At 61.2% G+C, this 24,700-nt stretch carries 26 protein-coding genes and 3 pseudogenes; 18 read left to right on the forward strand and 11 right to left on the reverse strand.

The window, feature by feature from the left end; translation table 11 throughout:
• Positions 1-61: 61 nt before the first annotated feature.
• Complete coding sequence (locus OXR60_RS10010) at positions 62-301, reverse strand: hypothetical protein (RefSeq protein ID WP_267395799.1); 240 nt, start codon at positions 299-301, stop codon at positions 62-64.
• Here OXR60_RS10010 and OXR60_RS10015 point away from each other — a divergent pair.
• The 3 genes from OXR60_RS10015 (at position 300) to OXR60_RS10025 (ending at position 2,890) form a co-directional block, all read left to right on the forward strand.
• The gene (locus OXR60_RS10015) at positions 300-1,250 is read left to right on the forward strand and encodes an alpha/beta hydrolase (protein ID WP_267395797.1); all 951 of its coding nucleotides are present in this window, start codon (positions 300-302) and stop codon (positions 1,248-1,250) included. The genes OXR60_RS10010 and OXR60_RS10015 overlap by 2 nt on opposite strands.
• 24 nt (positions 1,251-1,274) lie before the next feature.
• Positions 1,275-1,760 (forward strand): DUF4142 domain-containing protein, encoded by a 486-nt coding sequence (locus tag OXR60_RS10020; protein WP_267395745.1) that lies wholly within the window; start codon positions 1,275-1,277, stop codon positions 1,758-1,760.
• Positions 1,761-1,888: 128 nt separating this feature from the next.
• Complete coding sequence (locus tag OXR60_RS10025; protein ID WP_267395746.1) at positions 1,889-2,890, forward strand: catalase family protein; 1,002 nt, start codon at positions 1,889-1,891, stop codon at positions 2,888-2,890.
• 1,100 nt (positions 2,891-3,990) lie between these two features.
• On the opposite strand, the gene OXR60_RS10030 is transcribed toward OXR60_RS10025, so the two are convergent.
• Both OXR60_RS10030 and OXR60_RS10035 read right to left on the reverse strand, forming a co-directional pair.
• Positions 3,991-4,395, reverse strand: a complete 405-nt coding sequence (locus OXR60_RS10030; protein ID WP_267395747.1) for a helix-turn-helix domain-containing protein — start codon at positions 4,393-4,395, stop codon at positions 3,991-3,993.
• 99 nt (positions 4,396-4,494) lie between these two features.
• Positions 4,495-4,827: a hypothetical protein gene (locus OXR60_RS10035; protein WP_267395748.1), complete on the reverse strand. Its 333-nt coding sequence runs from the start codon at positions 4,825-4,827 to the stop codon at positions 4,495-4,497.
• A gap of 685 nt (positions 4,828-5,512) precedes the next feature.
• Between OXR60_RS10035 and OXR60_RS10040 the strand changes: the two are divergent.
• The 5 genes and pseudogenes from OXR60_RS10040 to asd form a co-directional block, all read left to right on the forward strand.
• Positions 5,513-6,173: pseudogene (locus OXR60_RS10040) on the forward strand (IS481 family transposase); the annotation flags it as partial.
• 712 nt (positions 6,174-6,885) lie between these two features.
• Complete coding sequence (locus tag OXR60_RS10045) at positions 6,886-7,278, forward strand: ribonuclease inhibitor (protein WP_267395749.1); 393 nt, start codon at positions 6,886-6,888, stop codon at positions 7,276-7,278.
• A 69-nt stretch (positions 7,279-7,347) separates the two neighbouring features.
• A complete protein-coding gene (locus OXR60_RS10050) occupies positions 7,348-7,830 on the forward strand; it encodes a DUF6438 domain-containing protein (protein ID WP_267395798.1) in 483 nt (160 codons plus the stop codon).
• A 105-nt stretch (positions 7,831-7,935) separates the two neighbouring features.
• The gene (locus tag OXR60_RS10055; protein ID WP_267395750.1) at positions 7,936-8,205 is read left to right on the forward strand and encodes an I78 family peptidase inhibitor; all 270 of its coding nucleotides are present in this window, start codon (positions 7,936-7,938) and stop codon (positions 8,203-8,205) included.
• Between the two features lie 576 nt (positions 8,206-8,781).
• Positions 8,782-9,633 carry an archaetidylserine decarboxylase gene (gene asd / locus OXR60_RS10060; protein ID WP_267395751.1) on the forward strand — a complete coding sequence of 284 codons (852 nt, stop codon included), beginning with the start codon at positions 8,782-8,784 and terminating at the stop codon, positions 9,631-9,633.
• Between the two features lie 562 nt (positions 9,634-10,195).
• Here the strand turns inward: asd and OXR60_RS10065 are convergent.
• Entirely contained in the window at positions 10,196-10,513 is a 318-nt protein-coding gene (locus tag OXR60_RS10065) for a hypothetical protein (protein WP_267395752.1), read from the reverse strand.
• Between the two features lie 470 nt (positions 10,514-10,983).
• On the opposite strand from OXR60_RS10065, the gene OXR60_RS10070 reads away from it, so the two are divergent.
• From OXR60_RS10070 to OXR60_RS10090, 5 genes are all read left to right on the forward strand, one after another.
• Positions 10,984-11,289, forward strand: a complete 306-nt coding sequence (locus OXR60_RS10070; protein ID WP_267395753.1) for a hypothetical protein — start codon at positions 10,984-10,986, stop codon at positions 11,287-11,289.
• Positions 11,290-11,313: 24 nt separating this feature from the next.
• The gene (locus tag OXR60_RS10075) at positions 11,314-11,463 is read left to right on the forward strand and encodes a hypothetical protein (protein WP_267395754.1); all 150 of its coding nucleotides are present in this window, start codon (positions 11,314-11,316) and stop codon (positions 11,461-11,463) included.
• A gap of 723 nt (positions 11,464-12,186) precedes the next feature.
• Positions 12,187-12,939, forward strand: a complete 753-nt coding sequence (locus OXR60_RS10080) for a hypothetical protein (RefSeq protein WP_267395755.1) — start codon at positions 12,187-12,189, stop codon at positions 12,937-12,939.
• 29 nt (positions 12,940-12,968) lie between these two features.
• A complete protein-coding gene (locus tag OXR60_RS10085; protein ID WP_267395756.1) occupies positions 12,969-13,805 on the forward strand; it encodes a metallophosphoesterase family protein in 837 nt (278 codons plus the stop codon).
• The gene (locus OXR60_RS10090; protein ID WP_267395757.1) at positions 13,802-14,503 is read left to right on the forward strand and encodes a hypothetical protein; all 702 of its coding nucleotides are present in this window, start codon (positions 13,802-13,804) and stop codon (positions 14,501-14,503) included. The genes OXR60_RS10085 and OXR60_RS10090 overlap by 4 nt, the downstream gene beginning before the upstream one ends.
• Before the next feature lie 473 nt (positions 14,504-14,976).
• Here OXR60_RS10090 and OXR60_RS10095 read toward each other — a convergent pair whose 3' ends face one another.
• From OXR60_RS10095 to OXR60_RS10105, 3 genes and pseudogenes are all read right to left on the reverse strand, one after another.
• Positions 14,977-15,456: a DUF3429 domain-containing protein gene (locus OXR60_RS10095; protein ID WP_267395758.1), complete on the reverse strand. Its 480-nt coding sequence runs from the start codon at positions 15,454-15,456 to the stop codon at positions 14,977-14,979.
• Positions 15,457-15,656: 200 nt separating this feature from the next.
• A pseudogene (locus tag OXR60_RS10100) lies at positions 15,657-15,734 on the reverse strand (transposase); the annotation flags it as partial.
• A 214-nt stretch (positions 15,735-15,948) separates the two neighbouring features.
• The gene (locus tag OXR60_RS10105) at positions 15,949-17,745 is read right to left on the reverse strand and encodes an AI-2E family transporter (RefSeq protein ID WP_267395759.1); all 1,797 of its coding nucleotides are present in this window, start codon (positions 17,743-17,745) and stop codon (positions 15,949-15,951) included.
• A 342-nt stretch (positions 17,746-18,087) separates the two neighbouring features.
• On the opposite strand from OXR60_RS10105, the gene OXR60_RS10110 reads away from it, so the two are divergent.
• Positions 18,088-19,359 (forward strand): PQQ-dependent sugar dehydrogenase, encoded by a 1,272-nt coding sequence (locus OXR60_RS10110; protein ID WP_267395760.1) that lies wholly within the window; start codon positions 18,088-18,090, stop codon positions 19,357-19,359.
• A 575-nt stretch (positions 19,360-19,934) separates the two neighbouring features.
• The gene (locus tag OXR60_RS10115; protein ID WP_267395761.1) at positions 19,935-20,447 is read left to right on the forward strand and encodes a DUF3489 domain-containing protein; all 513 of its coding nucleotides are present in this window, start codon (positions 19,935-19,937) and stop codon (positions 20,445-20,447) included.
• Between the two features lie 200 nt (positions 20,448-20,647).
• Here OXR60_RS10115 and OXR60_RS10120 read toward each other — a convergent pair.
• The 4 genes and pseudogenes from OXR60_RS10120 to OXR60_RS10135 all read right to left on the reverse strand — a co-directional run.
• A pseudogene (locus OXR60_RS10120) lies at positions 20,648-21,247 on the reverse strand (IS481 family transposase); the annotation flags it as partial.
• Between the two features lie 133 nt (positions 21,248-21,380).
• Positions 21,381-21,938, reverse strand: a complete 558-nt coding sequence (locus tag OXR60_RS10125; protein ID WP_267395762.1) for a GNAT family N-acetyltransferase — start codon at positions 21,936-21,938, stop codon at positions 21,381-21,383.
• Positions 21,935-22,243, reverse strand: coding sequence for a DUF1778 domain-containing protein (locus tag OXR60_RS10130; protein ID WP_267395763.1), 309 nt, complete (start codon positions 22,241-22,243; stop codon positions 21,935-21,937). The genes OXR60_RS10125 and OXR60_RS10130 overlap by 4 nt, the downstream gene beginning before the upstream one ends.
• A 411-nt stretch (positions 22,244-22,654) precedes the next feature.
• A complete protein-coding gene (locus OXR60_RS10135) occupies positions 22,655-22,915 on the reverse strand; it encodes a hypothetical protein (RefSeq protein WP_267395764.1) in 261 nt (86 codons plus the stop codon).
• 159 nt (positions 22,916-23,074) lie between these two features.
• Here OXR60_RS10135 and OXR60_RS10140 point away from each other — a divergent pair, with 159 nt between their 5' ends.
• The 3 genes from OXR60_RS10140 to OXR60_RS10150 all read left to right on the forward strand — a co-directional run bounded on the left by OXR60_RS10140 (position 23,075) and on the right by OXR60_RS10150 (position 24,697).
• Positions 23,075-23,446 carry an STAS/SEC14 domain-containing protein gene (locus OXR60_RS10140; RefSeq protein ID WP_267395765.1) on the forward strand — a complete coding sequence of 124 codons (372 nt, stop codon included), beginning with the start codon at positions 23,075-23,077 and terminating at the stop codon, positions 23,444-23,446.
• Between the two features lie 105 nt (positions 23,447-23,551).
• Positions 23,552-24,016, forward strand: coding sequence for a hypothetical protein (locus OXR60_RS10145; RefSeq protein ID WP_267395766.1), 465 nt, complete (start codon positions 23,552-23,554; stop codon positions 24,014-24,016).
• A 294-nt stretch (positions 24,017-24,310) separates the two neighbouring features.
• Positions 24,311-24,697: a hypothetical protein gene (locus OXR60_RS10150; protein ID WP_267395767.1), complete on the forward strand. Its 387-nt coding sequence runs from the start codon at positions 24,311-24,313 to the stop codon at positions 24,695-24,697.
• Positions 24,698-24,700: the final 3 nt, after the last annotated feature.

Raw genomic sequence — 24,700 nt, forward strand, 5'->3', positions numbered from 1 at the left:
CATCGGTCCACGCTACGCGTGCCGAGCACCACGGTCCAGCATTCGTCTCGTCCCGCAAATCTCACCGATCGGTGCGGAACCGTACGGAGCTTAATGAGCATCGACCGGTTGAGTTGAGCATCGGATTAACAACAGGTTTCAGCGTCATGAGTACTAGGATCACACTGAAGGTCGCTGCACTTACAGGCATGTTCGCTGCTACCACCGCGGCGCACGCCCAATCGTCGATGTCGGTGAACGCGGCACCGCCGCCGCCGCCCGCCAAAGTCGCTTCTATGCCAGCCCGCGCCGCGTCGGACATGCAGGCCGTGCTTGATCAGCTTCCGCGCCTCGGCGCCAAGCCGATCGAGACACTGACGCCGGTCAAGGCGCGCATCCAGCCGTCCGCTGCCGACGCCGCGATGGCGGTCATGCACGCCAAGCGCATGTCGACCGCGCCCGATCCGGCCGTCGTCACGATGGACATGCCCTATGGCGCAGACCCTATGCAGTTCGCGCGCATCTACAAGCCGGCCGGTGCATCGGGCGGCAAGCTGATTCCCGTGATCGTCTATTACCACGGCGGTGGCTGGGTAATCGCCGACGTCAACACTTATGACGCGACGCCGCGGCTGATGTCCAAGCAGCTCAATGCCATCGTCGTTTCGGTCGAGTATCGCCACGCGCCCGAGGCCAAGTTCCCCGCGCAGCATGACGATGCTTCCGCCGCATACCGGTGGGTGCTGCAGAACGCGCTGTCCTGGGGCGGCGATCTCAATCGCCTGGCGCTGGCCGGCGAGAGCGCAGGCGGCAACCTGGCGGTCGCGACCGCAATCTATGCGCGCGACAACCACCTCGCGATGCCGGTGCACATCCTGTCCGTCTACCCGATCGCCAACAGTTCAATGACGCTGCCGTCGCGCACCGATAGCTTCAACGCCAAGCCGCTGAACACACCGATGCTGAAGTGGTTCGGTTATTACTACAGTAAGTCGCCGACCGACATGATGGATCCGCGGCTAAATTTGGTCGCCGCCGATCTGCACGGCCTGCCAGCGACGACGATCATCAACGCCCAGATCGATCCGCTGCGGTCGGACGGCGAGACGCTGGCGGTTGCGATGCGGGGAGCCGGCGACACGGTCGAGCAGCGCACCTTTCCAGGCGTGACGCACGAGTTCTTCGGCATGGGGAAGGTCGTCCGCGGCGCCTCTGACGCAGAGATGTTTGGCATCGGCAACCTGAAGGCTGCGTTCGACCGCATCCGCTAACATCTTGATACGAAGGAACACGCGATGAAAGTCTCCTATCTCTTCGCCGCGCCGGTTGCGCTACTGGCAGCGGTCCCCTCGATGGCTCAGGTCATGACTCCTGCCGACTATGTGAAGACCGCCAGTGCGAGCGACCTGTACGAGCGGCAGTCGGCGCAGATCGTGCTGCAGACGACGGCCAGTCCCGACGTCCGCGCCTTTGCCGAAATGATGATGAGCGCGCATGCACAAAGCACGGCTGATGTGAAAGCGGCAGCGATGAAGTCCAAGGTGGCCGCGGCGCCGCCGATGCTATCGCCGCTGCAGGCCGAAATGATCGCACAGCTCAGGGATGAAACCAGTGATTCCCGGGACGCCGCCTACATAGCGCAGCAGAAGGCAGCGCATAATCAGGCGCTAAATGTTCAGCAGGCGTATGCCATGGATGGGACCGTCCCTACACTTAAAGCTGCCGCAGCCAGGATCGTCCCGATCGTGCAAAGCCATATCGCGATGCTGATGAAGATGTGACCGGCTCTTATTGCCTACGCACCCGGCCGCTGACCTGAGGATATCGCATGACTTATCTCCGCTATAGCTCGGACATCGAGCAGCCCGACGCTGACGAGCAGGCCACGATCGACGGCATCATCAAGGGCATGACCCAGCAGTCCGAAACCGTCGAGAAACGCGAATATCATGCAGTACGCGCGAGTCATGCCAAGAGTTCGGCATGCGTCACCGGCGAGTTGACGATTGCCGCCGATTTGCCGCCCGAACTGGCGCAGGGCCTGTTTGCGGCGCCCGGCACATACGCCGTAGCGGCGCGCTTCGCGCAGGGGCCCGGTGAGACGCTCGGCGACCGCGTGTCGACGCACCGCGGCGTGGGACTGAAAGTCTTCGGCGTGGCCGGCGAGAAGCTGCCCGGTCACGAGGTAGAAACGCAGGATTTCGTGCTGGCGAGCGGCCCAACCTTTCCGTCGGGCACCGCCAAGGGCTTCCTGCGCGACGGCACCGCGATCGGCACCTCCGCCGGCCTGCCCGAGGGTGTGAAGAGCGCCGTCGCGTCGACGATGCGCAACTTCAACCGGCTGCTTCACGCCTTCGGTACCGAGAGCCCAATGGCCGATTTCTTCGGGCACCCGTTCGGCCATCCACTCGCCGACAGCTATTTCAGCCAGGCGCCGATGCGCTGGGGCGATTATGTCGCGAAGATCGCGATTATCCCGGTCTCGCCGGACCAGAAGGCGCTCGCCGACTGGCGCCTTGATCCGCATCAGGACGAAAACGGCTTTCGCCACGTGACCATTGAGTATTTCGCCGAGCACGATGCGGTTTTCGAGCTACGAGTCCAGCTGTGGAACAATGCCGAAACCCAGCCCATCGAGGATGCCTCGATCGAGTGGTCAATGGAGGAAAGCGCGTATCGCACGGTAGCGACGCTGCGGCTGCCGCGGCAGAGCGCCTACTCGCCTGAGCGCGTGCGCTATTTTGACGAAATCATGACGTTTCGCCCCGCGCGCAGCCTTGTCGCGCATCGGCCGCTCGGATCAGTAAACCGCGCGCGGTTGCAGGTCTATCAGGCGCTAAGCGCGTTCCGGCACCGGGAGAATAACATGGCTGAAGCGAATACCGCGCGGATCGAGGACGTGCCCGCTTGACGGCATCCGACCGATGTCCGGCGAGGCGAAGCAGCGATCGACACCGTCGACTGCGTGTCGAGCCACGTTGTTGAAGCTTGCCGACCGTGAGCTCGAATGCTGATCCTGCTGCACGGACTTCCATATTGTAGTTGGCGTGGCAGCGATAGGTCATGCAGCTTCCTTAGGCCGGCGATCACGCCATCGGGTACCTACGTGCTGAGGTATAACCGTACCGTGGCGTGGCGGCCGACTGCGCTATTGATGCCGGTCAATCCGGTAATCGGAGCGGGACAGGCCTGCGCGGAGTTTCGAAGCACAATCGTGGCTCACCCTGCGCAAACACCCTGCTAGCTTACAAACAGACCTGTGACGGACATGGCCACGTCATGGGGGTGCGGCAGTTTCATAAAAAGACGCCCCGCCATTCCGTAGTGACACGACACCGGGCGGGGCGCCAAGGGCGCCCAGCGTCCCGGCTGCCCCTGCGCCCCCACTAATCGCCATCGATTAACCTCGCAGAAACGAGAGGGCCAACACCGCCATCTTGCGACGATGTTCAGGCTAACCGTGTCGTTGCGGGGAACGCTCCGCCTGTCCGTAGTGACACAGAAACAAGCGAAGCGTAGAGACTGCAGCGCCTCAACGCCCAGATACCACCTGTTGGTTAACAACCGATAACGCCTGCTGAGCTTCCTCAGCCGGTCGGCCCCCGCCTAAGCACAAGCACAACCGAAGGTGACACCCGGACGCGAGGCTGAAATGCGCTGTAGGCGCTGTGTCTCAACCTCATCAGAACGTACCAGTTCTGGGTTCGAAACATATTACGGCGCCGCAGAGCGGCCATAGAGCCTTACGACTATCCGGGACAATCATAAGGAACCCTGTCTAAACATGACGAAACAGCGAGTGCCAAGGCGCTTCTGACCAACCGCCTTGATGAGCTCCTCTGACTCGCGCCAAACGCTGTGGTTTGCGCCGCTCATAGCACCCGCGCTCTTGGCGGCGATCATCACCCCCCTGACTGGCTGAGATCGGTCGCGAGGATGGGTCTATATGAACATCGCCGCACCGACAGCCTCAAGCTAAATCGTAAGCGCGAGCAGAATTGCGTGCCGCCCTTATCTGAGCTCCTTCATGGCAAGTACTGGATCTGAGCGCACGCTTTCGAGGTATTCCTGCATCGCTTCCGTCGCTTCCGCTGAGAGCTTGAGGTAGACCTTTCGGCGGTCGCGTTCGTCAGCCAAACGTATGACCATGCCTAGCTCGTGACACAGCTCTAAGTGTCGCATCACCGTAGTCTTCGAAGCCAGCGTGCGCGTCGCCGCAGTGGTGATCATCAATCGCTCGTTCCGCTGATCGGCAATGAACACCGAGAGCAGAATGTCCCAACACGGTCCGTCCATCAGGTTGACGAGCTTCGGGAAAGCGGTTGCGCGCCTCTGTCTGGCCGCATGGACGGCTTCGGCAATCTGAAGAAGGCTGGGGACAGGCTCATTCCCGTTCGGTGACTGTGTGCGGCTCATCACGTGCCCATGCGGTGTGCCGGCCCTGGATCAAGTCATATGCGGTAGATTGCCGCTGAACGGCCGCCCGTCAGGAGGACGAACGGCCGGCGAGCGCAATTACAGCTTCAGATGGTTCTTGCCGCGCTGCGCATCCCGCTTCTGTGCTAGGATATGCGAATTGGCTCGTTCCTGCTTGCGATGGATCAGACGCTTGTCTGCCGCAGTCAGATGCCCGCCATGACGAGCCTTCAGGCGGGTTTTCAGATTAGCGATCGAGCGCTGCTCTGATTTCAGGCGGCTAGCCTCGGAGTGAGTGAGCTTGCCCGATCGGGTGCCTGCGTCGATCCGACGCTCCTGGTTCAATTGACGGGCGTTTACCGGACGCTCCGCGTTTGCGGCGGCGGCCATAGTCAGCGCGGCCATGCTCATTGCCATGATCATCTTGCGCATGCATGTTCCTCACATTCATCAAGCCGGCTGCCGCAGCGGCCGACCACGTCTGAGAGCCAGACGCTGGATCATCAACGATGGCGAAGGCTGGAAGGGTCCTCGGCAGCGGGTTGGCGCGGGATGCGATGAACCGCGTCCGAAGCAGCGCTTGCTGACTGCAATATGGTCGGTATGGCGCGGCAATCTCTGACGACGGTCACGCCTTCGTCGGCAGAGCACCCACCGCGTCTGGAAAGCCCGCTAAAGAATGCAAAAGTCGACTGTCGCGAAACTCGCTGCAATGCAGGTTCATAACATGCCTTGGCGAGAGGAAGGTGTTCTGGTGAGAACCTGGCGCTCGGAGGAGGGCCTGGAACGAGAAATCCTCCTCACGGGCGTCCTATCAACGCTAGCGGAGGCGGTTAGGTCAACTGAGTTTCCGGTCGAAAGTTTGATCATTTCGCTACCCGATAGGCGCGGCAAACCCAACTGGTTTGAAGGTGATAGCCTCACCGCTCTCGTTCGGTCCTGGGAAGTTACGTTTAGTAGAATGATCGGGTAGAGAAAGTTCAGCGGGAATACGCTGCAGTACCTGAGCCGTGAGATCGGGATCAACTCGAAGGCAGATGCGAAGTGGCGTGAGAGGACACCTTCGAGGATCAGAAGACCGGCCAACGGCCCCTCATCCAACGCCCTGTCTGAAGCCGAGGAGGCGATGGTTGTGGCGTTCCGGCGCCAAGCACTGCTGCCGCTCGACGACTGCCTTTACGCCCTGCAGCCGTCGATCCCGCACCTGACACGGTCAGCGCTGCACCGATGCCTCCAGCGACACGGCATCTCCCGGCTGCCGGATGTTGAGGGCGACAAGCCGAGGACAGCGCTACCCGATCGGCTTCTTCCACATCGAAATCACCGAGGTGCAGACCGCCGGGAGGCAAGCTCTACCTGTCGTCGGCATCGACCGCACGAGCAAGTTCGCGGACACCCGACTGGTCGACAAGGCTGACAGGCGCACCGCGTGGGAGTTCCTCGAACACCTGCTGAAAGCCGTGCCGTACTACATTCACACGATCTTGACCGACAACGGCATTCAGTTCGCAGAGCAGCCGCGCAACCGGAACACCGCCTGATTGCGTTAGATGCGCTTCGACATCATCTGCGAGGCAAACGACATCGAGCACCGGCTCACCGAGCCGAACCATCCTTGGACCAACGGCCAGGTCGAGCGGATGAACCGCACCATCAAGGAAGTGACCGTCAAACGCTACCAGTACGAGAGCCATGATCAGGTTCGAATGCACCTCGCCGACTTCATGGCCGCCTACAACTTTGCCCGCCGGCACAAGACGCTCAGCGGCCTTACGCCTACGAATACACCGTCAAAATATGGACGTGAGACCCAGACCGGTCCATCGTCGTTCCGATGCGGGGACAAACATCTAAACCGCGAAAACGAAGCTGCTATCGACACACTAGCGCGGTCGAGCTGGCCTTATTGCGTGTGGCTTTGAAGATCACTGAGCCACCACGTCATCATGTGTTCATTCCGATCGGTCGATGGAGACCGCCCACTGGAGATAATACATGTCAATCCTCGCTATGCTGCTCGCGGCGCCCTCCCCGTCACTGCCGCCGTGTCGCGTGAATGGGCTTCGCGTGTCGCTCGACGACCGCCGCGGGGATTTCAACGGGATGTCGCAATCAGGGGCCGAGCTTTCGATCCGCAACTTGGGACCGGACTGCCTACTGGTTGCCCTGCCTTTGGTGCAGCTACGCGATGGCCGAAACCGTATAGTTCCAGCCGTACGTCAGGCGCCGCGTGGGATGCACCCTGGGCCGGTGATGGTGCCTGTACACTTAGCTGCCGGTCACCGCGCAGCTACAGAGCTTCGCTGGACCTCCGGTCCGCTCTTCCCCCACAGCCGACGCGTACGCGCTGCCAGGATCAGCGTAAAGATCGGTGCGGGAACGCTCACCATACCGCTCGCGGCGACCCTCTATGGAGCGGTCGGGCAACCCGTCGCGTTCGAGCAGACCCCGCTGCGTGCGGTGGAAGGCATGGCTGAGGGCTAACCTGCCGTGCTCAAGAAGCTACAGATCGTCGGCAGCAACATCGTCGATATCCCGACCTTCTACGCCGAGATCAATCGCGTCTTCATGGCGGATGAAGGCTGGGCACTTGCCGAAAGCCTCGATGCGCTGAACGACCTACTTTACGGCAGTTATGGCTCAATCACGGGAAGCGAGCCAGTTGAACTCGTCTGGCATGACATGGAGACCAGCAGATCGGCGCTCGGCATCGAGACTACCCGGTCATTCCTGATGGAGAAGCTGCAAGGGCCCACCCTGTTCAATGCGCAACTCATCGGCGGTCAGTTGAATGCGCTCGACCGGGGCACGGGGAACACCTATTTCGAAACTATCCTCGAGATCATCGGTGATCATCACAACATCACCCTCGTGGCGGCGTGACATGAAAGATCCGTAGCCAATTCCAATCGTTGCCTTAAAGGGATGACGATGCGGCCAATGGGTTGCATTATGGGAGCGGCGCTGGCGCTGGCGGCATGTGCGACGACCAAACATGGAGCCAAGCCGCAAGCCGCTGCACCTCCACGCCCACACGTTGAAAGCCTGACATACGCGACGCCGCCGTGCCACGGATCTTGCCTGGTATACAGCTTGACAATCGGTGCCGATGGCGCCGGCACGTTTACCGGCTTCACCAACACGGCGGTGATAGGTGAGCGGCGGTTCACGGCAACGCCGGCGCAGGCCGCCGACTTCTTCAACCGGCTGCAACCCTATCTCCCAGTGGGCGAACTGCTGCTGGCTGGCCCAGATGCTTGCAAGATGTATGCGACCGACCTCCCATCGATCGACGTCACGTGGACCGGCGGGGGTGACGCGGGTCACCTGCTGTACGATTGCGGCTGCAATCGCGACGTACACCGCACGCTGGCCGAAGCGTTGCGCGACGCACCACAGGCGCTGCCGATTGCCGAGTTGATCGGCAAGCGCTGATCGAGGCGCCCCCGTCATTAGTGTCTTCTGTTCAGGTTCTACCCGCTAATCCGATTGCCGAACCAGTTAGATTGAGGTGCGATAATGCGGACTTATAAGGCGATCATGGTGGCGGCCCTGCTCGGGCTGACCGCACTCGGGGCTTGCGCCACGACCGGTCCACGCGACCATGCTGGAGCGGCGACCTGCCGAGCAGCCGCTGCCGCGAAGCTTGTCGGACAGGTTGCCCCTGACGACGCCGTGATTCTACGCCGTACCGGTGGCACCACGGTCAGGCGTCTGGCGCCAGGCGACATGAGCACGAAGGATTATCGCGAGGAACGCGTCACCGTCACGATCGCCGAAGGCCGGGTGATCTCCGCCTCCTGTGGTTGAGCGCCCATGTCGCTGAGGGCGGCGGCTCCTCCCATAGCTCTGTCGATCCTGGCCGGCTGCACCGCGACTCGCCCAGTTGAGTGGCCGGTGCGGATTGGGCAGATCGCTTCGGTCAATGGACCAAAGGTACGAACGGATCGCGTTATCGAGGACAGTCGCTGTGCCGTCGATGCGCAATGCGTTTGGACCGGTCGTCTAGCCGTACGGGCAACGGTGCTGGGAGGCGGGTGGGCGAGACAGATTGACCTTACACTCGGCATACCCGTTACCGTCGCAGATGGCAGCCTGACGCTGGTAGAAGCAGCTCCGCTTCCACGCATAGCCGAACAGCGGAGCAAACTAAAGCCGTACCGCTTCACGTTTACATTCCAAGGCGGGCGGTGACGCCTCACGGCGGAACCCAGATGCCGATATTCGCGGCCATCATGTGGTTTCCAGGCACTGGAGCGATTGCCCCGTTGTTCTCGTCGCCTGGTCGTAAGCGCATCACCATGCCTTGTCGTTGAAAGCACTTCCTAACGGTCGACCTGCCGGTTCAAGACCCTACAAGGGCGATGTTGACGTTTCGAGGTTCCGATGTCCGATCGCCTGAAGGTCTTGCTCCAGTACATGCTGCCCAAGCAGCGCCTGACCACGTTCGCCGGTCGCATCGCCGGAGCGCAGGGGGGCGCAATGACAACGCGGCTGATCCGCTGGTTCGTTGGCAAATATGCCGTCGACATGAGCGAAGCCGCAGATGCGGACATCGGCAGCTACAAGAGCTTCAACGACTTCTTCACCCGGCCCCTCAAAGCTGGCCTGCGGCCGGTGGCAACCGCCGATTTCGTCTGTCCGGTCGACGGCGCGATCAGCCAGTTCGGCCCCATCGATGACCACTACATGTTACAAGCGAAGGGGCATCGTTTCACCACCACGGAGCTGATCGGCGGCGATGATGCGCTGGCCGCTCAGTTTCGCCACGGCAGCTTTGCTAACCTTTACCTGTCCCCCAAGGATTATCACCGCCTGCACATGCCCTGCGACGGCAAGCTCACACGTATGATCTACGTGCCGGGAAAGCTGTTCTCGGTGAACCCTGTCACGGCACGTGGCGTGCCGAACCTGTTTGCGCGCAACGAGCGTGTAGTTTGCGTCTTTGAGTCAGCGGAACATGGTCCTTTCGTGATGGCGCTGATCGGCGCAACCATTGTCGGAAGCATGGCGACCGTGTGGCACGGCGTGGTCAACCCCAAGCGCACCAACAAGGCGTCCGAGTGGACCTACACCGACCAGGACATCGTCTTGGAAAAGGGCGAGGAAATGGGCCGCTTCCTACTCGGCTCGACGATCCTGATGTTGTTCAGGCAGGAAACCATCACGTTCAACGAAGACTGGACGCCAGAGCGGGAAGTGCGCTTGGGCGAACGGATGGGCGATCGCCCAGCCTGAGCATTCTGTGTGCTCATTAAGCGATGCGAAAACCCATACAAGGCTAATCCTGACGGCTTTGCCGCTTCCCAACTTTACACACTCATTCAGCTTCGCTTGAACGGTCCTCGTAATCTAGCTGACCGGATGAGCCGCCCTGCGCTTGTTTTGCCTTAGACTGGAATCGGTGCGAGTCCTAGATCCGAGCGCAAACTCGTTCTCCATGGCCGAAGCTATCACAGCTTCGGGCTCCCCTGCGAGGTTATCCAGGCATCGACGCGGACCTGCGCATTACGGCGAAGGAGGCGTAGAACAGGCCATAGTCGTTGAGGTAAGCTGCCGAAAAGGGTGATCAGCTTGTCCCGGAACCCGGCGGGCGAGGACGGGGCATATCGACATCCAACAAGCCTTGACGACAGAAGGCGCCGGTCAGTTTTGCGGTAAGTGCCAGCTGTCGCGGGCCTTTACCGAACGGCGGCTTAGAAACGGCAGGCTACCCTCGTTCGCTGCTGCCGGTGCCGATCCGTCCTGGCGCGATGTGAGCGGATTGACGCAGATCGTCGGAGCCTGCCCACTGCTTCTCTCAGCGCCGCGCCGTCCAACTTGGCTGGCGTTGTAGGAAACGACGCAGCCGGTCTGGCGGGGGTGGTCGCATGCCGGCAGGCCGAGTTCGGCGAAGTCGCAGGCACATATCGCCAGCAAACATCCGTCCGAACCTGTTCCACCAAATCCGCACCGTCTCGTGGTAGATGTCGATCCCGCGCTCCAACAGCAGGTCTTCGACGTTGCGCAGCGACAAAGGGAAGCGGACATACATTAGCACCACCAGCCGGATGACCTCGGGTGACGAGTTGAAACGCCGAATCGGGCTAGGCTGCAGCGCTCTGGATTTGCGGCTCATCGGCGCCCGCTAGCAGCCCCCTGCCCCATCTGCCACGTTGCTCTGACAAAGCCCCTCGTAGTGGTCATCACCGGAGCAGCTGGGGGCACGCCGGCGCGATGGCGCCGCGCCGTCGGCAAGATCTAGAAGCTGCCCATCGCGAACAACGTTCGTTCGAATTGGCAGGTCATGCCTAAAGCCCCCGGAGCCGACTCGCAGTGATCCATCAAGCCGTCACGATCGCACGGGCCGAGCACCCGTACGTGGCGGGCTAGGCGCCTGCATGCTTCCTCGGACAAAATGCGCGATTGCTATGAAGCAGGGAGAACATGCACGCGGCCCTACAAACCTGTTCAGGAACGATGACACTGCGCCAGCGTAGGGCATGCTCATACCCGATTTCCGGGTTGAAGGACGACAAATGAAGATCACCAAGATCATCGCAGCAGCCGGATTGATGGCGGCAGCGTTCGGTGCCACCGCGAGCGCCGATGCGCAGCAGTACAACGGCAGGCCTGATCATGGCTCCTATCAGCAACGTGACGGCCGAGATGGGCAGGACGGCCCCGGTGATCGTGCTGGCCGTGGAGACCGTGATGACCGCGGTGATCGCGGTGATCGCGGTGATCGTCACTACGGGCGCGATGATCGCCGCCAGAGTTATGGACGTGGCCGTCATCAGCGCTGCCGTACGGAGTGGCGTCACCACCATCGTGTGCGGATCTGCCGCTAAGTCGCGTTTCTTGGGGTGGCGTTCCGCGCCGCCCCAGTTCAACAATTACCGTGCCCCGCTCTGAGGGGCAGACGAGCAGGAGAGCGTCATGTCCGACCCGGAACATCCAGAGCTGCCCGCGGCTGCCGCTGACGAGCCTCAAGGTGCACGCATGGCACCTCAGACCGAAGAGGATGCAGTGAAGCCGACGACCAAAGAGATCGACACGGATGACATGTTCAATGGGCAAGGGGTCTAGCTGTCCAATCAGCCTGCTGCCTGTCGTAGCTTGAGGGCATGCGCGACGCCCGAATGACGATCGCTTTGGGTTAATTAGCTCGGCGTGCCGAGGGGGCGTCGGATAGCCTCATAAGTTCGCGCCAAAGCCCTGCTACTTAGCCTCCACCTCTAAGAACAGCTTTTCACGAAACGACCGCTTCGTCACGGCGCCCATCCAAACAGCAGCCTTCTATCCCGTTCACTCATGGCGACAAGCGCGTCCAAGTCCGCGATTCCGAGGTCTTCAGATCATGCAGCGCCCGAAAGCTGAGACGCACGCCAAAGGGGTTGGAGCTGGGGGTGTACATGACACCGTTTGCGATACCCCAATTGGAGCTAAGGCGCCAACTTGAGGCTCCTGACTGGCAGCGCTCAACGCATCGATAAAGGACGCAGGCGTCTCCGCCAATGTCGGGTTGATCCGCTTGCATCAGCGAACCGCATCATCTGGTCGCCTAACGCTCACTGATATAAATGAACGCGCGAACGCCAGGGTATGGTAAACGCCGACCTCAGGGAGAGCCAAATGAACATCAGACCGTGGACAATCTGGGGCGCCGCAATCGCGGCAGTCATAATCCCGTCTACCGCCCAAGCTCAAGATAACGGATCTGTTCGGCGGAACATTGGGTTTGATCCTGACACGCCGGTCTCGCCATCAAGCGCCACTTCGACCGTGTCTCCAAGCAGCGTTCCACAAGCTATGGAACGCATTAGCCAAAGCGACTCGATTGCTGATTTCTCGTTGGGGACCATCTACGCCGAAGGGAAGTTTGGCACCGGCTCCAAAACGTCGATATGGAGTTCAGCACTGGGTGCCCGGCTGCATCTTGGCAACGCGACATTGACTGCATCCCTTCCCTGGATGCGCATTCGCAGCCGATCCACCATCTTTACCGGCATTGATGCAACTCCAGTGCTGGTCGCGCCAAACACGTCCGCGGTCAGACGCACCACGGACGGCTTTGGGGATCTTACCCTCGGCGCCTCCTACATAATCGCTCCTGAATCCTCACCGATCGAAGTCGAGCTGTCCGGCCGGGCAAAGATCAACACGGCAACAGAGCGTAGCGGGCTTTCGAGCGGTGAAAATGATTATGCCCTTGGCACTGATGTTTCCGGGACGATGGGCAAGGTCACGCCCTTTGTTTCGTTCAGCTATCGTTTCCTAGGTGATACGACAGCTTATCGGCTTCGCGATGGGCCAGCCGCTTCGGCGGGCGCATCATATGCCCTAGGCTCTAATAGCTTCCTGCTCGCATCCTATCACTACTCTCGGGCAGCAACGAGGCTCGTCGATGATGCGCACGAGCTGTTTGCGGGCATCTCCACACGCATTCCGCGATCGCCGCTTCGTGTCACCAGCTTCGCCACCGCTGGACTATCTCGAGGTGCTGCGGCAGCATCCGGTGGCCTCGCCATCTCGGCTGGGTTCGGCGGTCATAACGGACGATAGGGCATGAATCCTGATCGGGAATATGCTTCTTGCTAGGCCGGAGCCGCATCCAAAGGCGGACTGATCCGATCAGGCGTGTCTACGCGGTCGGTGATATTCATGGTCGGTACGACCTGTTTCGACAGCTAATGAACATCATCGAACACGACCGTGCGTCGCGGCCGCCAGTGGACACGCAGATCGTTCTGCTCGGCGACATTGTCGACCGGGGGCCGGACGCCGCCCGAATGGTACGAGGCTGCATGAATCTGACCGCCTCAACGGACCGCTTCTTGGTGCTGAAGGGGAATCACGAGGAGATGATGTCCAAGGCTTTAAAGGGCGACCTCTATGTCTACGGCCATTGGCTCACCTTCGGCGGCAGGGAAACTTTGCTGAGCTGGGGCGTAGACCGGCAGGTAGCTGAAGGACCTGCGACCATGGACAATCTGGCAGCCGCCGCAGACACTGTAGGGAGCGACGCCATAAGCTGGCTGGAGCAGCTGCCGCTTCACTACCGGCACGGCGATTATCTCTTCGTCCATGCAGGCATTCGCCCTGGCATCCCCTTACGCAAGCAGCATCCGGATGACCTGCTGTGGATCAAGGATGATTTCCTCGAGTCCAACGTCTCGCACGGCACCATGGTCGTGCATGGCCACACGATTGTCGAGGACGGCCCGGTTATTCGTGCGAACCGCATCGGGATCGACACCGGTGCATATCGTTCCGGCCGCCTAACTGCATTAGCGGTCGAGGGCGAGGAAACCTGGTACCTCAACACGCCGGACATACTCCAACTGACCGACGGCCAAGCTTTATCAGAGCGCTTGGTCGAGGATCGTGCACCCGCAATGCGCGCCGCTGATACGGAGGCTCAAGCGTGACTGCTCTTGCATCGCCGTTCGGTGACGAGCGCTTGGATGCCGATCTCTCGTCAATTCTCGGCCTTGAGGACGAGCGTGCGCGGAAGGCTCTGTTGGGTTCAAAGAATACGCAAGATTCCGGAGAAAGCCTGCGGCTCTCACGGCGGGCTTCCGTTACGATCGCCGCCTCACTGGGGTTCGCGGTTATTGCCTCTACGGCGTTGCTACTGCGAGATCACATACCAACCAAGACATCCAGCGTGGCAGCCGTCCCGCTACCGGATCGGCTGGCGGTTGGGCGAGGGGCGAAGCTTCAACCCGCCGTGGAGGCCCCCAAGCCGGTTCTTGCCGCGGTGCCCGATGAGGATCAAAACTCTGAGGCACCGCAAGTGACCCAGCAGCAAGGCAAGCAATCGCCTGCGCTTAACGCCGATGCTATGTCTCGACAGCCTGCTATTACTGAGCTTGCGTCAACATCCTCGGCGGTCAGCTCTTCCACCCGGCCGCCAAACAAAGATGATCCTGCAGAGGGGCATGTACAGTCAGCGACGCTCCTCGCTTTGAATGAGAACCCAGCGTCGCCAACTGCAGCTATGCCCATCAATGAATCGAGATCGGTGGTTCACCCGGACACTTTGGAGCCGACAGAGCCTTCACTTCGGCTGAAAAAGGCTCGTCGAGGGAGCATTGAGGCCATTCGCTTCCTTCGCAGACAATAGTATCCCGGCAAATTCGGGCAGCAGCTGAGGCTGGCACCGCGATAGCGACCAATACGCTCAACATCCTGCACGGGCTGGTAAATGGCTAGAGGGCAACGCTCAAGCGGATGTTCGAGGCAACTTCATGGGTGACGTGCGACAGTCGCGATGACGACGGCACACCAGATGCCGCCCGAATGAAAGCGGGACGTCCGTTCTCCACCAGGTTGTGACCTTCGCGATTGGCAAAGCGCACCTTGGTAGCGGTCGCACGGAACCGCCAAGATCACGCCGCACAGCCAATGAAGCGGGTAGACCATCTCGCCGTTGAGCTTCACGTACATCACGCCGAGGTGCGATCGCCAGTGGCGAAAGCCCCGCATCCGAGACACCCGCTGGCGGCGGATGTCACCGGCAGACATCGGCCCGACCCGCTGGACCACAAGCGGTGCTGCGTGGCCAACAATGAAGCCATCTACCGCCGCGCTTGCGGGCTAAAGAACAACACCACACAGGATGGTGAGCAGTCCTAATCCAATCGACAGCGGGATGCGCATTTCCATCCAGTGCTCGGGCGTCAGACCAGCTTGCGCTAGCTTTCGATCAAACAGCAGCGTTGTTATAATAGCCGACCCGAGTAGGACGAGCGCCCATGCCAAGGGGATCATCCGTACCACCGCGAGTAGAATGAGGAGCGTTGCCAGCAAAGACGGCGTGACCGCCGCTGATGCCACGGCACCTTGTGAAGGGGAAGATGACGCCCCCTCGTGAGCGCGCATGGCGAACCCCCACCATATGCCGCCAACAAAGCTCAGGATTAGTACTCCGTAACCGAAGGCGAACATCGCTCCGATTTTATCAGCCGACTCGAAAAAACAGGTGGCCAGTGCGGCAGTCTGCGGAAGCAGGCCTGCATACCCCAGGATCAGCGGCGCTTCGCCGACCCTGCCTCGGCGCTCCGACGCCAAATGCATCACTGACACCGACGCTTCGCACGACTCTGGGGGACAGCTCTAATGTGGATCATTGATCGTCCTTGGTCGGCTGGGCCCCTCCCAACCGCCAAACGACCCCTGCCGTTCCAAGACCCGCGCCTATTTCATTGCGCCCTCTATGTTCAAGCCCCACCTACGTTGCGCTCCTCCTCGAGCGCCTTCAGCTTGCGCGCCTGCTACACGTCCATGCCGCCATACTTGGCCTTCCATGCATACAGCGTGGCGCTGCCGATGCCATGCTTGCGGCATACGTCGGCAGGCAAACGGCTTCAGGTCTAGGAACCAGCTGAACGGGATCGCATCACTGAAAGCTACATGGAGGTAGCTCGGGCGGCTGAGTAAGCCTGAGCGCGCAGCCGATTTCGACCCGGAGCATTACGTCTTACAGTGTCATTAGCGGCAATAGTCACTGTGGCAGACTGACTTCTCATAGCGCCCGTCGCGGTGGCGCTGCGACAGGTCGCGAGTGGCTTACTTTCCGACGGCGCGTATGGCCTCGCAGAAGTCAGCCAATGACAGCAGCAGCCCTGGAGCGGCGTCGTTCGCACGAGCGGCTTCATCGGACCTCTGCACGCCGATCAGCGTCGTACCCTGCTCCATCCGCTGTGCCAGGGGCTGGAGGCGCCGAAATGCCCGCTCATCGAACAGGCCAAGGATGCAGACTGCATGGACGCCATCAATGTCGATAGGTGCCGCACCATCGCGTTGCACGGGATCGCGGGATAGCTCGCGAACCTGGCAGCCGGCCCGACGCAGGAGCTGCGTCATCATCGCCGCCACCGCACCATCAAGCGGCCCGCGTCCGGGGAAACAGACCACCGCACGGCCGGCAAGATCATCGCAGCCGTGCTCGCTACGAATGTGGGGGGACGTGGTGGGCGAGAGGTTCGCGTCAGGCATTCCGGCATCGCGATGATCTGCCAGGGCAGCGAGCACCTCGAGCGTAGTTTCGCAGACCGATCTTAGTGCCGATCGCTCGACCGCACCGCGATCGACATCGGCCACTGCCAGCCGCAGTCCACCCAACACCACTTCGTCGTAATAGGTCGCCAGGGTGCGCGTTTCGAGCAGATCTTCGGCCTGTTCGATCGCCTCGTCGGGATGACCGGCGAGGACACGCTGGTAGAAGGTCTGGGCTGGCGACAGCGCTGGCCTATCGCCGAGCAGGATATCGAACACTTCGAATGCGGGCACGTGCCGCCCAAGCACGACGAGCATCAGCGTCAGCGGCATGGAAAGGACAAGGCCGATCGGCCCCCAAAGCCATGTCCAAAACAATGCGGCGACCACCACAGACACTGGCGAGAGGCCGGTGGAATGGCCGTAAAGCATCGGCTCGACGACATAGCCGACGATTGGCTCGACGAGCACGAACAGAAGCGCGACCCAGATTGCCATTTGCCATCCGGGATCAACCGCCGCGGCCAACGCTAGCGGCGCCAACGCGGCAATGACCGTGCCGACGTAAGGAATGAAGCGCAGCAGCCCGGCGAGGATTCCCCAGAGGCCCGGTGAGGGAACGCCAATAATAAAGAGGCCGCCCCAGATCACGGCGCCGAAACCGCAGTTCACCATGAACTGCGACAGAAAATAACGGCTGAGACGCTTCGCACCATCGTTCAGCGCAACCGTGGTGCGATGAAGATCACCAGCACCCATCAGCCGGATCAGCCGATCGCGCAGGTCCTCCTGCTGGAAAAGGATGAACACAGTCACGATGAGGACCACCAGCGCCGTCTCGATCGGCGCCAGCGCCGGAACGACATAGGCCTGTACCTCCTCGAAGGCGGTGGGCGGCGCATCGTGAACCTCGACCGGAACTGCACCGCTTGCTGGGACTGGAGCAAGCGAGCGCACGCTCTCACGTCGGGCGCGCGAAGCGTTACGGTGGCCACTCCCGCCCTCTGCACTTTCGCGCAGCAGGAAGCCAAAGCGCTGCTGCACTCCCGCCCTGATTTTCGCCGCCTTGCCGGCGACGCGCTCGGCATAAAGTGGCGCATCCTTGCTGAGCGTCGCCGCCTGACTGAGGATAACGGCGCTCGTCGTTCCTATGCCAGCCAGAGCTAGCGCAACGGCCAACAGCACCGCGGCTGGTCGCGGCAGCTTTCCACGACGCAAGAGGGCGACGATGGGGGCGAGCAGGAACGACAGCAGAATGGCGAGGATGATCGGGATCAGCACCGAACGGCCAAAATAAAGGCCTGAGCTTGCAATCGCAGCGATCAACCAGGGTACCAGCGGCTCAAGACCACGCCGCGATGCGAGCATGCGATGGGCTGGTGCAGCCGCGGCGCGTCCGATCTGTCTCGTGTTGTCAGACTCCGCTCGCCGGGCGACTGCAACGCCGAGTTGGTTTGAACATTGCTCCCCTGTCATGAGCCGACCGGTAGACCAATGCGCTTACCGATAGCTGAAGATGGCAGGAACCCGCGAATTCGACTCACCGACGACGCGGCGGCACCGCAATCGTTAGGCTGCACACTTGCGCAGAGCCGTTTGGCGTAGGCTTGCCACCCAAAAACGGGTCCACTTCGCGGGTTGCGGCAGGAACGCGGTTGTCAGACAAGGCGACAGGAACAGGGCGGTTCACCCGATGCCAAAGGATCATCCATGCTGCGCAACATGCTAATTGCCTCGACCGGGCTGTGCCTCGTAGCTGGATGCGGCCAAGTAGCCGGTTCGCAGACGGCAGAGCAGCAGCGGCAAACACCTGCGGCTCCGGTCAATTACGGCAATGCGAAACCGGTCTCGATCAAACCGTTCAAGACGGTACCGATCGCTACCTTCAACTCCCCCTGGGCGCTCGCCTTTCTACCTGATGGAACAATGTTGGTGACGGAAAAGCCTGGGCACCTCTGGTTGGTGACGCCCTCCGGCACCAAGATTGCGGTCGGCGGCGTACCGACCGTGCACTTCCAGGGGCAAGGCGGCCTGCTGTTCGTCGCCACCTCCCCGGGGTTCGCGCAGGATCGCCAAGTCTACCTGACCTATGCCGAGCCGGGCGATGGTGGCGACGGCCTCGCCCTCGCCCGCGCGACCCTTGGCACGGCAGCCGGCAAACCGGTGCTGCAGGGGTTGCAGGTAATCTGGCGTCAGCTGCCACGCGGTGAGGGTGGCCAGTTCGGCGGCTACGTCGCCTTCTCGCCCGACGGCCAATATCTGTTCCTGACATCGGGCGAGCGCCAGCGCTTCACGCCCGCGCAGGACCCGAACCAGGCGCTCGGCAAGATCCTGCGGCTGACGCTGGACGGCAAGCCCGCGCCGGGCAACCCCGGTGCCGGCAAGACCGGCGCGACCACGATCGCGGTGATCGACCCGCCGGCGAACACCGGCTCCGCGGCCAAGGCACCGTCGCGCACGGCCAGCCTGGCGGGCCCGAACCTCACGCCTGCCGAAACCTGGACCACCGGTCATCGCAACCAATACGGTCTCGCCTTCGACGTGCAGGGGCGCCTGTGGGAAACCGAGATGGGACCGCAGGGAGGCGACGAACTGAACCTGATCGAGCCGGGCAAGAACTATGGTTGGCCGGTCGTGTCCTATGGCAAGAATTATGACGACACGCCGATCGCCCATCCCAACAGTCGCCCCGAGTTTCAGCAGCCCGCACTCTACTGGAACCCGGTCATCGCGCCGGCGGGGTTAGCCTTCTACAACGACAACATGTTCCCACAATGGCGCGGATCGGCATTCGTCGGCGGCCTGGCTTCGACATCGCTTGTCCGCGTTGCGTTCGACGGCACGAGGGCGCGGGAAGCAGAGCGGTGGGATATGGGCGCGCGCATCCGCGCCGTGATGGCAGGCCCCGACGGCGGATTATGGCTGCTGGAGGACGGCGACAACGGCCGCCTCCTGCACCTCACCGGCAATCGAGGAGGGTAAACGGCAAGTCTCGAGCGTCTGACTGCGCTGCGAGCGGGGATCGAGTTGGTCCGCCAAGAACCGTGAACACGCTTATCAGCAAATAGCCGAAGGGCGCATGACCACCGCCGGAATGACCCACGTCGATGCTGCGCGTGCGGACGGGCGCTGGGCCGCCGCTTACGAGTCCCCACAAGACCTCCTCGACGCACTGGCGCTCTGCCCGAGGCGTAGGCGTTCTTTTGCACGCTTGACCGCAAGAACCTTTATCCGATCTACTATCGCCTTCAGACGGCCAAGCAGCCAGGGACGCAGGGCTGTCGAATGCAACTCATTCGAGCAGCTTCTCCGTAGAGAGCGCTTCCACTGATGACTCCGATCACGCCGGGAAGCCAAGTAAGCGGATGCAGCAGTGCCGTAGGCAGTTTATAACTGTTGCCGCTCATGCACAAACCACTCGACTTGAGGCTGCACCAGAGCAACAGCGTTGTTGTCACGCAGCCAATCGGGACGGCTGCCCTGCCCCGTCAGCATGACTGTCGGGGCTCCAGCTGGTGGGAGCGGCACAAGGTCGCTCGCCATCTGGAGTGCGCTACATGACCAAGTTGAACGACCTACAAAGCCTGCTGCTCAGCCACGCCTCGCAGCGTGCAAGCGGAAGCTTGCTGCCGCTACCTTCCCACTATACAGCTGATGACGAGCGGGTCGGCAAGACCATCAGCAGCCTGCTGCGCCGCAAGCTCCTGGAGCCGCGCGAGGTCGCAGGTCCAGCTGCCGCCTGGCGCTGCACCGACGATAGCCACACCGGCTTGTTCGTCACACCGGCAGGGTTGGCAGCGATCGGAGTAGAACCCGAGGACGAGGCTGAAGACGCCGTATCTGTCGATGCACCCTCGCCTGCTCCATCCCCTCGCATCAGCAAGATTGCCGGCGTGCTCGCCCTGCTGACCCGTCCGACAGGTGCGACTATGGCGGAGATCACCGCTGCCACTGACTGGCTGCCGCATTCAAGTCGGGCGGCGCTCACCGGCCTGCGCAAGAAGGGGCACGTCATCGAGCGGTTCTCCCGCGATGACGCGACCTGCTACCGCATCGCGGAGGCGCGCTGATGGCGCGGGTAGATGAGGAACTGGAGCGGCTGGCGGAGATGCCGTCCAGCGCGCTGCGGGCGCGATGGGCGGCGCTGACCGGCAGCCTGGTGCCGCGGATCAGCCCGGCGATGCTGCGCCTGGCTCTTGGCTGGGAGATCCAGGCAAGAGCCCATGGCGGCCTCCCGCGATCAGTGTCGCAGCGGCTCGAACAGCTGGCAGAAGCCAAGACCGTCGGTCAGGATCGTGTGGATGCGGTACGGTACGGCTTTCAGCAGGTGTTCGAGGAACTCCCACGCTGTCCGTCGATCCGCCTTGTCGACCAGTTGGGCGACCGCAAACTTGCTGGTGCGGTCGATGCCGACGAACAGGTAGAGCTTGCCTTCGGCGGTCTGCACCTCAGCGATGTTGATGTGGAAGAAGCCGATCGGGTAGCGCTTGAAGCGCTGACGCTTCGGCTTGTCGCCCTCGACATCCGGCAACCGTGAGATGCCGTGCCGCTGCAGGCAACGATGCAGCGCTGACCGGGGCAGGTGCGGGATCGACGGCTGCAGGGCGTAGAGGCAGTCGTCGAGTGGTAGTAACGTGTGCCGTCGGAACGCCACAACCATCGCCTCTTCAGCCTCGGTCAAGGTAGTCGAATGAGGGGCCTTCGGCCCGGTCTTCAGATCCTCGACGGTTGCCCTCTTGTGCCACTTCGCAACCGTCTTGGGATTGATCCCCAGTTCACGGCTCAGCGTCGCGAGCGAAGCCTGCGATCGCTGTATTGCTGCTCGGACGGCGTGCGTGGTCGTGGCGCACCCATGACGAACTTGTCCCATACGGCTTCCTTCCATTCCAACGAAAGGATCGCACCATCAAACCGTGGGATCAAACACCTAGGCCGCCCCATGGCTCCAGGGGCTTTGCAGGTGTCAAAAACCTGTGCCGAAAATATTTTAGCCTTGGTGGTTATTAGTGCTGAATGCCTGCGGTAAGCGTTCGAACTGTTGCCATTGGCAGGAAGAGCCGCAACTCGTTGGAGGGCAGCGGCTCGAACCCATAGCTGGTGTACAGCGCACGACGTTTGGCTACCGCCTCCGAATTGCCGCAGTCGAGTACGTCCAGCACGACAACGGCGATACCCAGTGCATCGGCCGCGCCGGCCAGGCGCGCCAGGCAATCAACCAGCAGATCGCCACCATAGCCTTGCCTTTGGAAGCGGCGATCGACGCCGATCATCGAAATGTAGGCAGCTGGGATGCTGCCGTGGGAAGGCCGATTGCGGGCGAACTGATCGGGCAGCTGAGTATAATCAATCGCGTGGGCGTTGGTGGCGTAGAAGCCGATCACCTGGCCTTCAGGCTTGACCATCACGAAGGTGCGGACGTTCCCGGCCTTGGTAAGCTTGTTGGCGGTGCGGCGAAAGAAGTTGTCGACCTGGTCAATGCCACAGGAGAATGCCGCTCGATCGTGCCTGGCAGGATCGAGTGGCTCTATGACGGTAGGCTTTGCGTCTTTGGGCGCGGTCACCGGCTGGTGATCGTCTCGCGATGGCGCGCGAAGGCGGCCCGCAGCCGATCGTTCGGTGCCGGTGGTGTGTCGAGTGCCGCAAAGAAGCCTTCATGGTCGACCGGCTCCAAGCTGGTGCGTTCGTGCGCCGCTATCGTCTCCATCGCCAATCGGTAAGCCGCGTTCATCGTGAAGACGGAATCGTCTACTCCCGACAAAGCAGCAGCCTGCTGGATGGCACGCTTGATGCGCGGCTTGGTCCGGAAGTTCATCCGCTCGCTGCTGCGCTCCTCAACAGCGCTGACTTGATCCTGAAAGTCTAGCATGGACACCCTCATTGAGCCTCCATGTGCGTGTACGCCCCATTGGCGTACAGTTCAACAGGGCGCACGTTGTTCACCCTGCGCGACCTTCTTAGCTGCTTCGTAAGGCGGGGTGGCCAAGCCGAAGGCGGTCGCCGGTGAGGATCTGCTCTAGCTGAGCATCTGTGATGAGCCGGTCGAACGCGAGGCCCGCTCGAGGCCCGTCGGTCCATGCGACGTGAGCCAATATTTGCAGCGAGCCGCAGAGCAGGGTGATTGCCGAGCCTATCCCCAACATGCCGGAAGTATGGACCAGTGCGCCGGATCGCGAGATGTTGAGCACGTGCGCTCGCGTCTCTGTGCAGCCTTGTCGGATGGAGCACAGCTGGAACGCCTTCAGCCTGCGGGCTCGATCTTGGGGCGACCCTGGAGCGCTCACCTGTTTTCGAGCCGTGCGCGGCGCCCGTCGGACCAGCTTACCCGCGCAGGGAGCGGGATCTCGTCGGCGACCAGCAACACGAGGGCGCCTAACGGCAAGTACGCGTCTCCATAGGTCAGGGCTGCATCCTGAGCTGTGGCAACGAGGTGAACGGCGGTGGCTATGCCGTCCTGCACCACCTGGGCGGGCTTCAGGGAATAGGTAATCCCCTCGCAGTCCGTGCTGTGGCCGATACGGCTGGTATTTACGCCATTCATGCTGGACCGCTCCCCAAACGATACGTCCGTAGTCCAGTCCTATTAGCAGAGTCCAAACTATACGTGGTTAGCAGTGTGCCAACTCCAGTTATTTGGGTTGTTCATCATAGATCAAGCCACAACGTGCTGCTGGCCGAGCAGATGACCAGGAGTAGGTGGATGTATCGAATTGCCGTGGATGCCCGCCGAGGGTTAGTCGAAGTTGTCCTCAGCGGCATGCTGAGCCTGGATGAGACGGCAACATACATCAATGACCTTCGCCGCTCGTTCGTGGTCAACAAGTTGCAGCCCAATTATGCCATGGTGATCGATGTCAGCGCCTGCAACATCCAGGCGCAGGACATGATCAAGGCGATGGGCGAACATATGGCAGCCATGCCGAAGGCCAGGGCCATCGTGATCGTGACAGGTAGCTCGCTTGCCCGGATGCAGGTGCGACGGCTCTTCACACAGCCTTACGCCCGTATCGTCTCGACGCAGGAGGAGGCGCTGGCCTGGGTCAAAGACGGCGTTGAGCCTGTTAAAATTTAAACAACAGCTCCGCCGTGGGATTGCTTGCCATAGTGGTTGTAATTCCATCTGAATACGGGTGCAAATCCTAACTGCTTGCTTACGGCGCTGCTGCATAATCGATGCATGGATACGTATTCGCTGATCGCCCGCTTGAGCGAGCATCAAGGCAAGATCATGGACAACTTCGCTGCAACTGAACGGTTGGTAGCTGAGGGCATGCCTGTAAACGTCGCCACCCTGGTTCGGCTGCGCGGTGACCTGATGTCGCTGCTGACCGTCTACCAGCATTTTAAGCATCATGAGATCTTCGACGTGATGATCTCCGAGGGACCAACCGAGCAAGCTAGGATCGGGCGGCGGTTGAAGGCCGAATGCGTTAGCCTTGGCGAGGAAGTGCGCGATCATGTTCACCGATGGACTGACCGGGGTGTCGCGAAAAGCTGGGATGCTTACCGACCAGCGCTGCTTGCCTTCATTTATAGGATAAAGGCTCATATGGAGTATGAGCGGCGGGCGTCCGTGGCTGTGCTGCTGCCCGAGCAAAGCGGTGGGTGCATGCCACCGCCAGCCCTGACCATCGCCACTTAGATCTCAAGATGGCGGCAAGCTTGCCGTCGCTCGTCTCCCGGTTGCGGATCATCACCGCGCGGATAGCAAGAGGTGCACCAACATTGCTTGTGCGGGGTAGGTTATATGCTCGATCTATGTCATCTAAATTGTTCGCCTTTGACAACGTTGAGCGACGCGAATTGCCAATGTAGGGCTCTTGGTGGCGGCAATGGGCAGCCAGCGCTCCGTAGCATGCCTTTGACCACGCGCTACGGAGCGTTTCGCTTCTTGGCGTCAACCCGCTGGTAACCAGATCGAAGCCAGTAAGCCTCTATGAAGCCCGAGTTTTCCATTGATGTTGATATTTCGCGCAGCTTGGTACGTATCACCATGTCCGGCTTCTTTGAACCAGAAGACATTAGGCGCTTCGTGGCAGCCCGTGATTTGAAACATCGTCAACTCACCTGCGCCCGTAATGAACACCTGACGCTGGTCGACATTCGGGGAATGCACATCCAGTCCCAGGAGAGCGTCGGTCAATTCGCAAAGCTACTTGCAAACCCACAATTTGCATCGAGGTGTATCGCCTTCGTAGTCACTCAGTCGCTTGCGAGAATGCAGATACAAAGGGCGGCTGCCCGGCGAGGTGCTGGCTTCTTCACCGACGACTTCGCAGCTGCCGAAGCATGGCTCCTGGCTGATCAGATTTCAGAGGCATGAGTA

The sequence above is a fragment of the Sphingomonas sp. GC_Shp_5 genome, from assembly GCF_026540855.1.
Lineage (GTDB): Bacteria > Pseudomonadota > Alphaproteobacteria > Sphingomonadales > Sphingomonadaceae > Sphingomonas.

What these genes read in the sequence shown, in the direction of transcription:
- OXR60_RS10070 (WP_267395753.1), top strand. Translation starts at nt 10,984, where the DNA reads ATGCGCAGCAGTACAACGGCAGGCCTGATCATGGCTCCTATCAGCAAC.
- OXR60_RS10110 (WP_267395760.1), top strand. Translation starts at nt 18,088, where the DNA reads ATGCTGCGCAACATGCTAATTGCCTCGACCGGGCTGTGCCTCGTAGCT.
- OXR60_RS10050 (WP_267395798.1), top strand. Translation starts at nt 7,348, where the DNA reads ATGGGAGCGGCGCTGGCGCTGGCGGCATGTGCGACGACCAAACATGGA.
- OXR60_RS10010 (WP_267395799.1), bottom strand. Translation starts at nt 301, where the DNA reads ATGTCCGACGCGGCGCGGGCTGGCATAGAAGCGACTTTGGCGGGCGGC.
- OXR60_RS10055 (WP_267395750.1), top strand. Translation starts at nt 7,936, where the DNA reads ATGGTGGCGGCCCTGCTCGGGCTGACCGCACTCGGGGCTTGCGCCACG.
- OXR60_RS10105 (WP_267395759.1), bottom strand. Translation starts at nt 17,745, where the DNA reads ATGCTCGCATCGCGGCGTGGTCTTGAGCCGCTGGTACCCTGGTTGATC.
- OXR60_RS10130 (WP_267395763.1), bottom strand. Translation starts at nt 22,243, where the DNA reads ATGCTAGACTTTCAGGATCAAGTCAGCGCTGTTGAGGAGCGCAGCAGC.
- asd (WP_267395751.1), top strand. Translation starts at nt 8,782, where the DNA reads ATGTCCGATCGCCTGAAGGTCTTGCTCCAGTACATGCTGCCCAAGCAG.
- OXR60_RS10080 (WP_267395755.1), top strand. Translation starts at nt 12,187, where the DNA reads ATGGAACGCATTAGCCAAAGCGACTCGATTGCTGATTTCTCGTTGGGG.
- OXR60_RS10150 (WP_267395767.1), top strand. Translation starts at nt 24,311, where the DNA reads ATGAAGCCCGAGTTTTCCATTGATGTTGATATTTCGCGCAGCTTGGTA.
- OXR60_RS10095 (WP_267395758.1), bottom strand. Translation starts at nt 15,456, where the DNA reads ATGCATTTGGCGTCGGAGCGCCGAGGCAGGGTCGGCGAAGCGCCGCTG.
- OXR60_RS10065 (WP_267395752.1), bottom strand. Translation starts at nt 10,513, where the DNA reads ATGAGCCGCAAATCCAGAGCGCTGCAGCCTAGCCCGATTCGGCGTTTC.
- OXR60_RS10140 (WP_267395765.1), top strand. Translation starts at nt 23,075, where the DNA reads ATGTATCGAATTGCCGTGGATGCCCGCCGAGGGTTAGTCGAAGTTGTC.
- OXR60_RS10035 (WP_267395748.1), bottom strand. Translation starts at nt 4,827, where the DNA reads ATGCGCAAGATGATCATGGCAATGAGCATGGCCGCGCTGACTATGGCC.
- OXR60_RS10075 (WP_267395754.1), top strand. Translation starts at nt 11,314, where the DNA reads ATGTCCGACCCGGAACATCCAGAGCTGCCCGCGGCTGCCGCTGACGAG.
- OXR60_RS10015 (WP_267395797.1), top strand. Translation starts at nt 300, where the DNA reads ATGCAGGCCGTGCTTGATCAGCTTCCGCGCCTCGGCGCCAAGCCGATC.
- OXR60_RS10115 (WP_267395761.1), top strand. Translation starts at nt 19,935, where the DNA reads ATGACCAAGTTGAACGACCTACAAAGCCTGCTGCTCAGCCACGCCTCG.
- OXR60_RS10135 (WP_267395764.1), bottom strand. Translation starts at nt 22,915, where the DNA reads ATGAATGGCGTAAATACCAGCCGTATCGGCCACAGCACGGACTGCGAG.
- OXR60_RS10020 (WP_267395745.1), top strand. Translation starts at nt 1,275, where the DNA reads ATGAAAGTCTCCTATCTCTTCGCCGCGCCGGTTGCGCTACTGGCAGCG.
- OXR60_RS10030 (WP_267395747.1), bottom strand. Translation starts at nt 4,395, where the DNA reads ATGAGCCGCACACAGTCACCGAACGGGAATGAGCCTGTCCCCAGCCTT.
- OXR60_RS10145 (WP_267395766.1), top strand. Translation starts at nt 23,552, where the DNA reads ATGGATACGTATTCGCTGATCGCCCGCTTGAGCGAGCATCAAGGCAAG.
- OXR60_RS10025 (WP_267395746.1), top strand. Translation starts at nt 1,889, where the DNA reads ATGACCCAGCAGTCCGAAACCGTCGAGAAACGCGAATATCATGCAGTA.